Origin of the sequence: Mycobacteroides chelonae CCUG 47445 (assembly GCF_001632805.1) — a bacterium.
Lineage (GTDB): Bacteria > Actinomycetota > Actinomycetes > Mycobacteriales > Mycobacteriaceae > Mycobacterium > Mycobacterium chelonae.
The window spans coordinates 844,677-858,788 of the sequence record NZ_CP007220.1 but is presented as its reverse complement, the minus strand read 5'-3'; the positions used below and the strand labels follow the sequence as shown (position 1 = coordinate 858,788).

Genomic DNA, 14,112 nt, shown 5'->3' with positions numbered 1-14,112 from the left:
GGACGGCGCAACTGTAGTACGAGTTCGCGGCGTATGTTGGGTCGAGTGACGGACCGCGTGAAAATCACGCTGAGCGGCGCTCCCGAGACCATGCTGGCCACCCTGTACGGCCGGGCACAGGACGCCGTGTCCCCGAATTCGGTTCTTCATGACCACTACGCGGCCGAGGCCGTCGCTCGTATCGACTATGACTTCTCCAAAACCAAGATCAAAGGAACCCAGGCGATCGGGGTGGCATTACGCGCCCGCCAACTCGACGTCTGGACCTCGGAGTTCCTCGCCGCACATCGCGAAGCGACGGTGCTACATCTGGCCTGCGGGCTGGACACCCGTATCTTCCGGATCAATCCGCCCGAGACGGTGCGCTGGATCGATGTCGACTACCCCGACATCATCGCGCTGCGGCGTGCGTTGCTCCCCGAACGCGGTGGCGACTATCGGATGGTGGGCAGCTCGGTCACCGAGGAGGCATGGCTGGACGATATCCCCGCAGATCGCCCCACGCTCGCAGTGTTCGAGGGTTTGACGATGTACCTGACGCCGGCCGAAGGACAGTCCCTGATCCGGCGGATCACCGGCCGATTCCCCAGCGGACAGCTGACTTTCGACTGTTACGGCAGCATCGGAATCACGCTGCAGAAGCTTGTCCCCGCGGTGCGCAACGCGGGTGCCACCCTGCACTGGGGTATCGACGACCCCGGCCAGATCGAGGCATTACATCCCGGGCTGCAGTGCCTCGACGACCTGCGCAGCACCGACGTGGCAGGTGAGGAGCACCTGCCACTGTCGGGCCGCATCCAGATGAAGGTGATCTCGCATATCCCTGCCCTGCGCGATATCGGCAGGATCATGCGGTTTTTCTTCTAGGGCGCACTCAGCTGTTGAGGACGACCATTGCCTTACCGTCGGCCACCGACTCCAGGGTCCGCAGCTGCAGCAGCTCCGGATTCTCCCGCAGTAGCTTGGCGGTGTTGGCCATCGAGCGCAGCACGGCGGCCTCGGCGCGGGCGCGCTCCAACTGGGCCTTACCCGCCTCCCGGGCCAACAGCGGCCCGGCCAGCGCCTTACGTACCTCGCCGGACAGCATGATGTCCTTGACGACGAACCGGGTCACCGTGACGCCGAACTCCTCGGCCTCGGCCGCAAGCCTCGCAACGGCATCGGCGCCCAGAAACTGCCCCCGCTGGGCCAACAGCTCATCGAGCGTCAGTGCCGCGACGGCGTCACGCACCTGCAGCTGAGCACGCAGGTAGATGCCCCAGTGCACCGAACCATTCTCGGCGGTGGCGAAAACGTCCGGCATGGACACCTTGTACTCGACCGCCGCCGATACCTTCACGGTGAAACCATCGACGGTCAGCACATCTTGACCGACCACCTGAATCGACTGCGCACGCATGTCCACGGTGACCAAGGTGTCGGCACGCGGGCGCGTGTAATGCACGCCTGGCGTCAGCACCGCCTTGAACACACCGTCGCGGTACAGCACACCGCGCTGCCATTGCATGATCGTGATCTTCTGCCCGAAGATCTCTTCCCACATACCCATCCTTATTCACCTCTCTTACCTCTGACGTTGTAATTACGTTGCGGAGGAACGACTTCCGGGCCGCATCGCGAGCCGGCGGGAGGAAGTCGCCATAGCGTTCCCCGCAAGGCCGATCCGTGAACCGTAAGGCGCGCGGCCCGGAAGCCATCCTGTGAGGGACTCGAACCCCCTAGCCCGAGGAGGCGTGCCAACAAGGCGAAGACCCAACACGCGGTACGCCGACCGGCGATGCCGGGACGCCGCTTGATCTCCGCGTCAGCAAAGATAGCGAACAGATGCGATGCCGCGCACCCGAATTATCTGCGGCCACTCAGTCGTCGTCGGTGGCCCAGAAATGGCGGGGCTGACCGGACCACTTGCCCTGCAGCCACCACAACACCTCGATCGCGGCGGCCGCCGCGACACCGATGCCCAACGCGGGCCCGGTAACCGCCAGATTGCTCGGATCGAGCATGAATGTCTCTCGCGCCAAGGGAATCGCAAAGATCACCGCATAGCCCAGGCCCGAGAACGCCACCAGCGCCACCCGCCACCAGCGATAGGGACGTGCCACCACGGCGAGCACCCACACCGCCGCCACGAGTTCGGTGATCAGCGCGGCGGTCGACGCCTGCGTGCTGTTCCCCGTGACGTGCAGAATCTGACGAGCCAACAGATAGGACAGGAACGTCGCGATGCCCACCGTCAGGCCCGACGGAATTGCCGACATCATCACCCGGCGTACGAATCCCGTCTGTGCGCGTTCATTGTTCGGCGCCAGCGACAGGATGAACGCCGGAATACCGATGGTGAACCAGGCCGCAATAGTGACGTGGATCGGCTGGAACGGGAACGGTACCGCGCCGTAGTGGAAGATCTTCGAGCCCAGTCCCGCGAGCCCGACCGTCAACGCGAGCAGCACCGAGTACACCGTCTTGGTGAGGAACAGGTTGGAAACCCGTTCGATATTGCCGATGACGCGCCGCCCCTCGGCAACCACATAGGGCAAGGTGGCGAACTTATTGTCCAACAAGACAATCTGAGCCACCGCGCGTGAGGCCGAGCTGCCGGCACCCATCGCCACACCGATGTCGGCATCCTTGAGCGCGAGCACGTCGTTGACACCGTCACCGGTCATCGCGACGGTATGGCCATGCGACTGCAGTGCCTTGACCATCGCACGCTTCTGATCGGGCCGCACCCGCCCGAAGGTGGTGGCATCGGCAAGGGTGTCGGCCAGTTTGTCGGTATCGGAGGGCAGGGTGCGCGCGTCGATGGCGGCGCCGGAAAGCCCCAGCGTCTGAGCCACCGCACTCACCGACACCGCGTTATCACCGGAGATCACCTTGATCGAGACATGCTGAGAGGCAAAGTATTCAAGGGTGTCACGCGCATCGGGGCGAATCTTCTGTTCCAACACCACCAGCGCACGTGCGGTGATGACACCGGGCGCGTGGGCGTCGTTGACCGGCAGCTCCGCCGAGGCGAGCAACAGCACCCGCAGGCCCCGGGAACCGATCTCTTCGGCCGCGGTGGCGATCGGGTCGGCCGGGTCGAGAAGTACATCGGGCGCGCCGATCACCCAATTGCCATGCTCGCCGTAGGATGCGCCGCTCCACTTCTTGGCCGACGAGAATGGCGCTATCGCAGTCGATTTCCATCCTGGCGGAGTGTCATACGCCTCGGCGATGGCGGCAATGCTTGCGTTGGGCCGCGGGTCATCGGCCGCCAGTTGCGACAGCGCCGTCAGTGCATCCGCCTGATCACTGGCGCCGTCGAGCGTTTTGACATCCGAGAGCCGCATCCCATTCTCGGTGAGGGTGCCGGTCTTGTCGGCACATACCGTGTCCACGCGGGCCAGGCCCTCGATAGCGGGCAGCTCCTGCACCAGGCACTGGCGCCGCCCCAGGCGAATCACACCCACCGCGAAGGCGATAGAGGTCATCAGCACCAGACCCTCGGGAACCATCGGGACTAGGGCGCCCACCATCCGGAGTACCGATTCCTGCCAACTGTCATCGGTGGTGAACAGCTGGGTGTAGATGATCAGCGCACCCGCGGGCAACAGCAGATAGGTGATGAACTGCAGGATCTTGTTGATGCCGTTGCGCAGTTCGGAGTGCACCAAGGTGAACTTGGACGCCTCCTCGGCCAGCTTGGCCGCGTATGCCTCACGGCCCACCTTGGTCGCCCGGTACGCGCCACTGCCCGCAACGACGAAGCTTCCCGAAAGCACCGGAGAGCCAACGGTCTTGTCGATGGGATCGGCTTCTCCGGTCAGCAGCGACTCGTCGACCTCAAGAGCGGCCTCCTCGATGACCTCGCCGTCCACCACGATCTGATCGCCAGGCCCCAGTTCGATGATGTCGTCGAGAACCACTTCGTTGGGCGCGAGTGCTGTCGCCGCACCGTCGCGGCGCACCATGGGACGCGTCTGGCCGACGATCGCCAGCTTGTCGAGCGTCTGCTTGGCGCGCAGCTCCTGAATGATGCCGACGGCACTGTTGGCGATGATCAGCAGACCGAACGCACCGTTGATGACCGAGCCGGTGGACAGCACGATGACCAACAGCACCCCGAGAATGGCGTTGATTCGGGTGAACACGTTGGCTCGCACGATGTCCGACACACTGCGTGCCGCACGCGAGGGGACGTCATTGGTCTTCCCCTGCGCTACGCGCTCAGCGACGTCAGCAGCGGTCAATCCGCTGACGGTCAATCCCTCGATCGTTGCCACCCCTGCAGAGTAGCGACCGGCGCGCGCCTGGCACGGCTGCCGAGTGGGAACCTTGCGCAATTATTTGGCCAGATTGGCACGCCACATTCCCGGTCGACGCGGGTAATGTCAGGTGGTATGACATCGCATGAACTTCCGGACTGGGACGCCACATACCAAGGCAAGGGTGAGCTCTTCCAAGGCGATCCGCCGTGGAACATCGGCGAGCCTCAGCCCGAACTCACAGCGCTGATCGACGCGGGCAAGTTCCATGGCTCGGTCCTGGACGTCGGATGCGGCCACGCCGAAACCGCGCTGCGGCTGGCAGCATTGGGACATATCACCGTCGGGCTCGACCTATCTCCCACCGCCATCGAGGCCGCTCGCGCCGCCGCGGCTGAACGCGGACTGTCGAACGCCAGCTTCGAGGTCGCCGACATCACCGAGTTCTCCGGGTACGACGGGCGCTTCAACACCATCGTCGACAGCACGCTGTTCCACTCGATACCGGTCGAGGCACGCGAGGCCTACCAACGGTCGATCTCCCGTGCCGCGGCGCCGGAGGCGTCGTACTACGTGCTGGTCTTCGCGGTAGGCGCCTTCCCGCCGGGAATCGGCCCCAACGCCGTTACCGAGGACGAGCTACGCGCGGCGGTCGAACCGTACTGGATCATCGACGAGCTGAGTCCGGCATTCATCCACTCGAACATCCCCGAAGTGATACCCGGCGCCAACTTCGACATGCCGCTGTTCCACAAGGACGAGAAGGGACGCAACAAGCAGCCCGCGTTCCTGCTCCAAGCGCACAAGCGTTAGGAAAGACGCCACCAGCCGTCGGGGGCAACGGGCTGCCGCATATCGGCCCGTTGCCCGGGCTTGGGCGCCACGACGGTGACGCCCTGCCCGTCAGCGGCGGTGAGCAACCGTTCGATCGGCTCGGCCCACGGATGCAGGGCCAGGTTGAACGTCGCCCAGTGGATCGGCAGGAGTGGCGCCTGAGACGTCGCCAGATCCAGGTGGGTCTGGACGGCCTCTTCGGGGTTCATGTGGATATCGGCCCACGAGGTGTTGTAGGCACCGACCGGCAACAGGGTCAGATCAAAGGGTCCGTAAGTGTCGCCAATGACCTTGAAGGCCTTGGTGTATCCGGTGTCGCCACCGAAAAACACCTTATGTTTCGGTCCGGCGATGGACCAAGATCCCCACAGCGTGGTGTTGCGGGACAGCGACCGGCCGGAGAAATGCCGGGCCTGCGTGCAGGTGAGCGTGAGCTTTCCCAGCTGATGACTCTGGTCCCAGTCGAGTTCGATGACCCGCGCCGGTGAGACACCCCAGCTGCGCAGGTGCGCGCCTACCCCGAGCGGCACCACGAACACGGCGTTCTGGCTCCGGGTCAGCGCGATGATGGAGTCCATATCGAGATGGTCGTAGTGGTCGTGACTGATCACCACGGCGTCCAGCGCCGGTAGTGCCGACAGCTCCACCGGGACGGGATGCTGACGATGCGGCCCCACGGCGCGAGAGGGCGAGCACCTGTCGCTCCACACCGGATCGGTGAGCACCCGATACCCGTCGACCTCCACGAGCACACTGGAATGCCCGAACCAGGTGGCAGCCAAGTCGGCAGGCGGGCCGCCAAGTTCAGGGACCACAAGCGGCACTTGGCCTTTAGGTGCACCCACACTACGCCGCGTGATCACATCCCACACCACCGTGGAGGCCTCGGCGTCAGGCGAAAACTGCCGTGCCGGTTCGGCGTTATGGAAGGAACCACCACGGTATTGCGGTGACCCCTGCGCAACCTCGGCGATGCGCTCCTTGCTGGCGCCCAGCGTTCGCGGGACGTCACGCAGGGCGCGCCCGAACCACGTCGACGCAAGAGCCGCGCCGGCGCCAACCCAGAGCGCCCGCACGCTCAGGCTCCCTGGAAGTTCGGGGGCCGCTTCTGAATTCGCGCGACCTGAGCCTCGATGATGTCTTGGCTGCTCCACGCCTTGTCGAACAGCACCTTGTGCTCGGGCAGCTGGTCCTCGAAGGCACCGTCGTCGTTGAGCACCCGCTTGGCATGCTTGAGCGCCAGCGGCGCAAACCCGGCGAGCTCGGCCGCCCACGCCTGCGCGTCGGCAAGCTCTCCGATGCGGTTGGCCATGCCGGTTTGGAAGGCGGCCTGCGCGTCGAGCGGCTCGGCGGCCAGCAGCATGCCGCGTGCGCGTCCGTAGCCGACCAACGAGGACAGCCTGCGGATGCTCCAGTTATCCAGGGCGATACCGTATTTGGCGACCGGAAACTGGAAGCGCGCGGTCTCGGAGACCACACGCAGGTCGGCCACCATCGCCAACATGACACCGGCACCGATGGCGGGGCCGTTGACAGCGGCGATGACCGGAATGTCGGCGGCGTCGATGCTCTTGATCGAGTGCTGCCAGGCATCGGCGAACTTATCGGGATCAGGAGCGCCGCTGGACAGGTCGGCACCCGCGCAGAACGAGGTGCCCTGCCCGGTGATGACGATGACGCGCGCCGTTTCGGCGGCCTTGCGGACCTCCTCGGCGAAGGCGAGCGCCAACTCGTAGGTCACCGCATTACGCCGTTCTGGGCGCTGCAGCTCAATGGTGGTGACGGGACCGTCGCTAGTTACACCGATCATGGCAACCACCCTAATATGGCGCCCATGACTACCGTCGCCGTGATTGGTGGCGGGCAGGCCGGGATCGCCGCGGGGTACTTCCTCCGGCGGCGCGGCCTTGAGCCCGGCGGCGGATTTGTCATCCTTGATCACTCCCCCGGCCCGGGTGGAGCGTGGCAGTTCCGCTGGCCCACGTTGACGCTCGACAACACCAACCGCATCTATCAACTGCCCGGACTGCCGTTCGGGGAGACGGGCACCATCAAGGCGTCAACCGCCATGCCCCGCTACTTCGACGAGTACGAACATCGCTACGCCCTTGATGTCCATCGACCCGTGCACGTGCGCGAGGTGCAGGCAATTGCGGGCGGCTTCTCGCTCAAAACCTCCGCGGGCGACGTCACGGTCCGTGGGCTGATCAACGCGACCGGTACCTGGGACAAACCGTTCATCCCCTTCGCCGCGGGCTCGGCCACTTTCCAGGGACGTCAGCTGCACACCCACGACTACCGGACACCGGAGGAATTCGCCGGCAAGCACGTGCTGGTGGTCGGGGGCGGAGTGTCGGCAGTGCAGCTACTGGCCGAGATATCGACAGTCACCCGCACGTCGTGGGTGACCCGGCGCGAGCCGGTGTTCGTCACCGATTTCACCGTCGACCGACTGCGGGCCGCGGTCGCCGGCGTCGATGAACGGTCCCGACAAGGCGAACCACAGCGCTCGGTGGTGTCCGCGACCGGACTGCCCTGGACACCCGAGATCGCCGACGCCGCGCAGCGCGGCGTGCTGGCCCGGCGGCCCATGTTCAGCCGCATCACCCCGACCGGTGTGACCTGGCCCGACGGCAGCTCACTGGATGTCGACGTGATTCTGTGGTGTACCGGATTCCGGCACGCGCTGGATCACCTGGCACCGCTGCACCTGCGCAACAGTCGGGGCGGCATCACCATGACCGGCCGGCTGCTCACTCAGGTCGCGGGACAACCCGCCGTCCATCTGCTGGGGTACGGGTCCTCGGCCAGCACCATCGGCGCCAACCGGGCGTCGCGTGCCGCCGTCGTCGAGCTCATGAACTATCTAGAAGGACGTGCTGCCTGAGGGTTGCAGCACGAATCCGTGCTTCTGATCGCCCATGGTCACCTGGCAGGCAGTCAGACTGCCCGCACCGACGGCACATGTGACGTTGCCGTAGGTGAGCTTCTGTCCGACGTTGAGCACCGGCGCTTCGGGTTTGGTGCCGCAGGACCAGGCGCCCTTGCTGATTTCGAAGGCGCCATCGCCCTTCTGCGCGACGGTGCCCATCGGACATGTGCCGACACCGGGGATGTTCACGCCACCCAGTCCGGGCACGTTGGCGCTCGCGCCACCGACACCGGGCACGTTCGGGGCGTTCTGGGCATCGCCCGGAATCCCGGGTACGGCACCGTCGCAGCTGAGCCGCTGACGCGAAGTGGGCGTGATGTTCGCCGACGCACGGAACATGCACCCGATGCCGTCGGGGGTGGAGAAGTGGATCGACCGGACCGAAGAGTTTTCGTTGGTCACGAAGAATCCGTCGGGCGCCACCGCGGCGAACCCGTTCAGATCCGGGAAGGCGGGGTCGGCGTGGGCGACGCCCACACCCCCGGAAAGCAGCCCTAAACCAAGGACGGCGCAAACGCCAGCAACAGAGGAGACTAGCTTTACAGGTGCTTTTGTTGGCATGCGCAAGCTTTCGGTATGGGTCGCCGGATTATCAGCTTTCATGATACTGGCGACGCACGGGACGGCACCGACGTCCGCAGATGGAACGTTTTGAGCACTGCATCGGGCAAGATGGCAGACATGCCTGATGGACTTCGCGCAAGCGGCTCATCACCAGATGCCGGGCACCCCTCCCCGCGAGTACTGGTGGTGGACGACGATGCCGACGTGCTCGCCTCGCTGGAGCGTGGCCTGCGCTTGTCCGGCTTTGAGGTGAATACCGCAAGCGACGGCGCCGAAGCGCTGCGCTGCGCCACTGAGCATCGCCCGGATGCGATCGTGCTCGACATCAACATGCCCGTCCTCGACGGCGTCAGCGTGGTGACCGCGCTGCGCGCGATGGACAACGACGTACCCGTCTGCGTGCTGTCCGCGCGCACCTCGGTGGATGATCGGGTCGCGGGCCTGGAGGCGGGCGCCGATGACTACCTGACCAAACCCTTCGTGCTCGCCGAGCTGGTGGCCCGGGTAAAGGCCCTGCTGCGCCGCCGCGGCGCGGTGGCGACCTCGTCCACCGAGACCATCACTGTCGGCCCTCTTGAGGTCGAGATCCCCGGCCGGCGCGCCCGGATCAACGGCGTCGAGGTAGACCTCACCAAGCGCGAGTTCGATCTGCTGGCCGTATTGGCCGAACACAAGACCGCGGTGCTGTCCCGGGCCCAGCTGCTCGAGCTGGTGTGGGGATACGACTTCGCCGCCGACACCAACGTCGTCGACGTCTTCATCGGATACCTGCGCCGCAAGCTGGAGACCAGTGGCGCGCCTCGCCTGCTGCACACCGTGCGCGGTGTCGGGTTCGTGTTGCGTTCGCAGTAACTCTCGATGACCACTCCCAGTAAGCACCGCAGCCAGCGGATCACCGATCTGGCATACCGACTGCTGGAGCGGCCCATGCGGGTCTTCTCACTGCGCACCCTTGTCGCGATCGCCGCGCTCGGGGTGATGGCACTCGTCGTCACGCTGGGCACCTGGGTGTGGCTCGGTGTGGAAGATGACCAGAACAGCCAGCTGGATCGCCGGCTGGACTCGGTGTCCAGCCTGGGTGCCGTCTCAAGTCTGCTGAATTCGGTGATCAGTTCGGAAGGGAAGATCGACACCCCCGACGGCCTGGTGCTCACCGCCCGCGTGGCCGGGCTGACCAAGTCCATTCCCAGTGAAGTGGAACTGCCGCTACTGGAACCCGGCTACGCCAACACCACCATCAACGGCGTCGAATACCGGGTCCGGTCGTTCATCGCCCCGGGCAACATCCCCGTGGCGGTGGGTGCCCCGATCGCCGAGACCCAGCGGCAGATCGACCGATACCACATCCGCATCCTCGCGATCTGTAGCGGCGTACTGATCGGGACCGTGATCGTGGGCTGGGTGATCTCCCTCATCGTGGTGAGCCCCTTCCGGCTGCTGGCGCAGCAGGCCCGTCTCATCAACGCACAATCCAACCCCGACGACGTGAACGTGCGCGGCGTGCGCGAGGCCGTCGAAATCTCCGAGGCGGTCGAGGGAATGCTCGAACGCATCAACACCGAACAGGAAAAGACCAAGGCGGCCCTCGAAACCGCACGCGACTTTTCCGCGGTGGCCTCACATGAGCTGCGCACCCCGCTCACCGCGATGCGGACCAACCTCGAGGTGCTCTCCACCCTGAACCTCAGCGAGGACCAGCGGGCCGAAATCCTCGAAGAGACCGTGCGGACCCAAACCCGCATCGAGGCAACGCTTTCCGCGCTCGAACGGCTCGCACAGGGCGACCTGACCACCGAGGACGACCACGTACCGGTCGATATCACCGAGCTGCTGGACCGCGCCGCGCATGATGCGGACCGCAGCTATCCGAATGTCGAGGTGTCTCTAGTCCCCTCGTCGACCATCTTGATGCTGGGGTTGCCCGCCGGGCTGCGGCTAGTGATCGACAACGCGATCAAGAACGCGGTCCGCCATGGCGGCGCATCGGAAGTCCGGCTCTCCGCGATCAGCACCGTGCACGGCGTGGAGATCGCCATCGACGACAACGGCAGCGGTATCCCCGAGGCCGAGCGCGAGCTGGTTTTCGAACGGTTCTCCCGCGGCTCCACCGCATCACACACCGGCTCCGGCCTGGGTCTGGCACTGGTGGCACAGCAGGCCGAACTCCATGGCGGCACAGCGGCTTTGGAGTCCAGCCCGCTGGGAGGCGCACGACTGGTGCTGCGCCTCCCCGGGCACTAGCCCTAGCGCGCGCCGAGCAGGTCGATCACGAACACCAGCGTCTTACCCGACAGCTGATGCCCCGCGCCCGCCTCGCCGTAGGCCTGCGCCGGCGGCACCGTGAGCTGGCGGCGTCCGCCCACCTTCATGCCGGGGATACCGTCCTGCCAACCCTGGATGAGCGCATCGAGCGGGAACTCGATGGACTCGCCGCGGTTCCACGAGCTGTCGAACTCCTCGCCGCTCTCGAACTCGACACCGACGTAGTGAACGTTGACGACCGATCCGGGCGCGGCCTCCGCGCCATCACCGACGGTGATGTCCTTGATGACCAGTTCGGTGGGCGCTGGACCTGGCTGAAAATCGATCTCGGGTTTCGTCATGCGATCGACCCTATCGTTAGGTCATGACCGATAGCTATGACACCGTAATCGTCGGTGGCGGGCACAATGCCTTGACCGCCGCGGCGTATCTGGCACGCGCAGGCAAGCGGGTGCTGTTACTGGAGCGGCTCGACGTGCTCGGCGGGGCGGCGATCTCGGCACCAGCATTCGAGGGCGTGGACGCCCGGCTGTCACGCTACTCATACCTGGTGAGCCTGATGCCGCGGCAGATCATTGATGATCTGGGGTTGGATGTGCGCCTGGCGCGACGCAAGTACGCGTCGTACACGCCGGATCCCGAGGACGGCGGCCGAAGCGGGTTTCTCGCCAGCACAAATGATTTCGCAGAGTTCGGAGCGCTCTGCGATTCGGTCACCCGGCCATTGTGGAACTCCATGCTGGAGCCACTGCGGCGCCGAAGCGACATCCGCACGGGGGCCTGGGAGAAGCTGATCGAGACACCCATCGGCGAGGTGATCCGTGCGGCCACACCCAACGACCTGCAACGCGGAGTCCTGCTCACCGATGCACTGATCGGAACCTTCGCCAGTGCCGATGATCCTTCTCTGCAGCAGAACATCTGCTTCCTGTATCACCAGATGAATCCGTGGGACGTACCCATCGGCGGCATGGGCGCCGTGACGGGCTCGCTGGAATCGGCCGCCCGACGGTACGGTGCCGAACTGCGCACCGGGGCAGAGGTTTTGTCAATCAATCCCGAGGGCGAGGTGCGCTATCGGGCCGGTGACGATGAGCACACCGCAATCGGCGAGCGTGTACTCAGCGGCGTCACGCCTACCGTGCTGGCTCGTCTCCTCGGCGAAGATCCACCGGAGGGTCAGCCTGGCGCACAGGTGAAGGTCAATCTGCTGCTGACCCGCCTGCCGCGCCTGCGCGATGAAAAGGTCACGCCGGAGCAGGCTTTCGGCGGCACCTTCCACATCAACGAGACGTACACTCAGCTGGAGAACGCCTACCGGCAGGCACAGGCGGGCGCCGCCCCCGACCCGCTGCCGTGTGAAATCTACTGTCATTCACTGGCCGATCCCAGCATTCTGTCACCGGAGCTGCGCGCATCCGGGGTGCAGACATTGACAGTGTTCGGGCTGCACACACCGCACGGACTGTCCGCAACGCGCGAGGAACTGCAGACTGCCGTGCTCGCATCGCTGAATTCGGTACTGGCCGAGCCGATCACCGATGTGCTGGCCACCGACTCGCACGGAAACCCGTGTATCGAGACCAAGACCACCGCCGATCTGGAGCACGCCCTCGGCATGACGACGGGCAACATCTTCCATGGCGGATTGCACTGGCCGTTCGCCGAGGATGACGACCCGCTGCAGACGTCCGCACAACGCTGGGGAGTGGCCACAGACCACGATCGGATCCTGTTGTGCGGCTCAGGTTCCCGCCGCGGAGGCGGCGTTTCAGGTCTCGGCGGATATCACGCGGCGATGGCCGTGCTCGACGGCTAGCTGAGAGCCGCCGGATTCACCGACCCCGCGTTTCATCCCGCTCGAGCGGGGTACACGACGGGCATGACTCGTTTCGGCTACACCCTCATGACCGAGCAGAGCGGACCAAAAGACCTTGTTCGCTATGCCGTTTCCGCCGAGCAGGCCGGATTCGACTTCGAAGTGTCCAGCGACCACTACTCTCCCTGGCTCAGCGCGCAGGGGCACGCCCCTTATGCCTGGACTGTGCTGGGAGCGGTGGCTCAGGCGACCGAGCGGGTCGACCTGGCCACGTATGTCACGTGCCCGACTATGCGCTATCACCCGGCCGTCGTGGCGCAGAAGGCCGCGACCCTGCAGATCCTCGCCGACGGCCGGTTCACCTTGGGGCTGGGCAGCGGCGAGAACCTCAACGAGCACGTCGTCGGGCATGGGTGGCCGACGACCAAGCGTCGCCAAGCGATGCTCAGAGAAGCAATCCAGATCATTCGCGACCTGCTCGACGGAGAGCATGTGGACTGGAAGGGCGACTACTTTCAGGTCGACTCGGCGCGACTGTGGGATCTGCCCGACATACCTGTCCCGATCGGCGTCGCGGTATCCAGTGGTGACACCGCGGCGAGTTTCGCTCCGGCCGCGGACCACCTGATCGCGGTCGCGCCCGAATCGGAAATCGTGGACGCGTGGCAGCAGGCGCGCCGCTCTGCCGCGCTGCCCACCGAGAGTCGCGTGATCGGTCAGCTGCCCATCTGCTGGGACACCGACCATGACGAGGCGGTCAAGCGCGCGCACGCCGAATTCCGCTGGTTCGCCGGGGGCTGGCCGGTCAACGCCGACCTGCCCACGCCCGCCGGATTCACCGCCGCAACACAATTCGTCCGCCCTGAAGACGTCGCGGGGCATATCCCCTGCGGTCCGGATTTCGACACGATCATCGAGAACGCCCGCGCCTACGCGAAGGCGGGCTTCACCGATATCGCCCTGGTGCAGGTGGGCAGCGGCAGCCAGGATCGCTTCTTGGCCGAGGCGGCCGAACCTCTGCTGGCGGAACTGCGCGCCTCGATCTAGCCGTCGTTCACGGTCGGGCCGGTGGCCTTCTCCAGGAGCACACGCAGGGATTCCAGCTCGCTCCCGGCCAGCCCGGCAAGACCGGCCGGTGCGGGATCGTCCATCTCTGCGATGACCACCATCAGGCGCCGGCCTTCGTCGGTCAACGACACACGCTTGCACCGTCGATTGTCGGGGTCGATGCGACGCACCACCAACCCACGCTGCTCCAGATCGCTCACCGCGACCGTCGCCGCTGGAGCATCCAGCGCCGTGGCCTCCGCGATTCCCTTCACTGTCATGGACTGTCGCGCAAGCCTTCTCAGGATGCGCACGCGACTGAACGGCAGGCCGGTCGCCTCGACGACCGTCCGACGCCAACCATCGCGATTGTCCAGTACCAGGCTCGCCATGGTGCGCCAGACCTC

The 14,112-nt window shown here is 65.5% G+C and carries 14 protein-coding genes; 7 read left to right on the top strand and 7 right to left on the bottom strand.

Annotated elements, in window-relative coordinates:
• The first annotated feature begins 33 nt into the window (after positions 1–33).
• Complete coding sequence (locus tag BB28_RS04260; protein ID WP_044104171.1) at positions 34–867, top strand: class I SAM-dependent methyltransferase; 834 nt, start codon at positions 34–36, stop codon at positions 865–867.
• 7 nt (positions 868–874) lie between these two features.
• On the opposite strand, the gene BB28_RS04255 is transcribed toward BB28_RS04260, so the two are convergent.
• Together BB28_RS04255 and BB28_RS04250 are read right to left on the bottom strand one after the other, a co-directional pair.
• On the bottom strand, positions 875–1,549 hold the full coding sequence (locus BB28_RS04255; protein ID WP_081252203.1) for a slipin family protein: 675 nt from the start codon (positions 1,547–1,549) through the stop codon (positions 875–877).
• Between the two features lie 310 nt (positions 1,550–1,859).
• Positions 1,860–4,265: a cation-translocating P-type ATPase gene (locus BB28_RS04250; protein WP_046252646.1), complete on the bottom strand. Its 2,406-nt coding sequence runs from the start codon at positions 4,263–4,265 to the stop codon at positions 1,860–1,862.
• A 117-nt stretch (positions 4,266–4,382) separates the two neighbouring features.
• Here BB28_RS04250 and BB28_RS04245 point away from each other — a divergent pair, with 117 nt between their 5' ends.
• Complete coding sequence (locus BB28_RS04245; protein ID WP_046252645.1) at positions 4,383–5,060, top strand: class I SAM-dependent methyltransferase; 678 nt, start codon at positions 4,383–4,385, stop codon at positions 5,058–5,060.
• Here the strand turns inward: BB28_RS04245 and BB28_RS04240 are convergent.
• Both BB28_RS04240 and BB28_RS04235 read right to left on the bottom strand, forming a co-directional pair.
• Positions 5,057–6,157: an MBL fold metallo-hydrolase gene (locus tag BB28_RS04240; protein ID WP_046252644.1), complete on the bottom strand. Its 1,101-nt coding sequence runs from the start codon at positions 6,155–6,157 to the stop codon at positions 5,057–5,059. The genes BB28_RS04245 and BB28_RS04240 overlap by 4 nt on opposite strands.
• Before the next feature lie 2 nt (positions 6,158–6,159).
• Positions 6,160–6,891 (bottom strand): enoyl-CoA hydratase, encoded by a 732-nt coding sequence (locus BB28_RS04235; RefSeq protein WP_030094372.1) that lies wholly within the window; start codon positions 6,889–6,891, stop codon positions 6,160–6,162.
• Positions 6,892–6,906: 15 nt separating this feature from the next.
• Here BB28_RS04235 and BB28_RS04230 point away from each other — a divergent pair, with 15 nt between their 5' ends.
• Positions 6,907–7,968, top strand: a complete 1,062-nt coding sequence (locus BB28_RS04230) for an NAD(P)-binding domain-containing protein (protein WP_046252643.1) — start codon at positions 6,907–6,909, stop codon at positions 7,966–7,968.
• Here BB28_RS04230 and BB28_RS04225 read toward each other — a convergent pair.
• Entirely contained in the window at positions 7,948–8,574 is a 627-nt protein-coding gene (locus BB28_RS04225) for a hypothetical protein (RefSeq protein ID WP_044104166.1), read from the bottom strand. The genes BB28_RS04230 and BB28_RS04225 overlap by 21 nt on opposite strands.
• A gap of 120 nt (positions 8,575–8,694) precedes the next feature.
• Here BB28_RS04225 and BB28_RS04220 point away from each other — a divergent pair, with 120 nt between their 5' ends.
• The gene (locus BB28_RS04220; RefSeq protein WP_046255528.1) at positions 8,695–9,429 is read left to right on the top strand and encodes a response regulator transcription factor; all 735 of its coding nucleotides are present in this window, start codon (positions 8,695–8,697) and stop codon (positions 9,427–9,429) included.
• A gap of 75 nt (positions 9,430–9,504) precedes the next feature.
• Positions 9,505–10,818, top strand: a complete 1,314-nt coding sequence (locus tag BB28_RS04215; protein ID WP_046255527.1) for a sensor histidine kinase — start codon at positions 9,505–9,507, stop codon at positions 10,816–10,818.
• 2 nt (positions 10,819–10,820) lie between these two features.
• Here the strand turns inward: BB28_RS04215 and BB28_RS04210 are convergent, their stop codons facing one another.
• A complete protein-coding gene (locus BB28_RS04210) occupies positions 10,821–11,180 on the bottom strand; it encodes an FKBP-type peptidyl-prolyl cis-trans isomerase (protein ID WP_030094367.1) in 360 nt (119 codons plus the stop codon).
• Between the two features lie 23 nt (positions 11,181–11,203).
• Between BB28_RS04210 and BB28_RS04205 the strand changes: the two genes are divergently transcribed.
• Positions 11,204–12,658: a phytoene desaturase family protein gene (locus tag BB28_RS04205; protein WP_046252642.1), complete on the top strand. Its 1,455-nt coding sequence runs from the start codon at positions 11,204–11,206 to the stop codon at positions 12,656–12,658.
• A 63-nt stretch (positions 12,659–12,721) separates the two neighbouring features.
• Positions 12,722–13,705 (top strand): TIGR03557 family F420-dependent LLM class oxidoreductase, encoded by a 984-nt coding sequence (locus BB28_RS04200; protein ID WP_046252641.1) that lies wholly within the window; start codon positions 12,722–12,724, stop codon positions 13,703–13,705.
• Here BB28_RS04200 and BB28_RS04195 read toward each other — a convergent pair.
• Complete coding sequence (locus BB28_RS04195; RefSeq protein WP_046255526.1) at positions 13,702–14,097, bottom strand: MarR family winged helix-turn-helix transcriptional regulator; 396 nt, start codon at positions 14,095–14,097, stop codon at positions 13,702–13,704. The genes BB28_RS04200 and BB28_RS04195 overlap by 4 nt on opposite strands.
• Positions 14,098–14,112 lie beyond the last annotated feature (15 nt).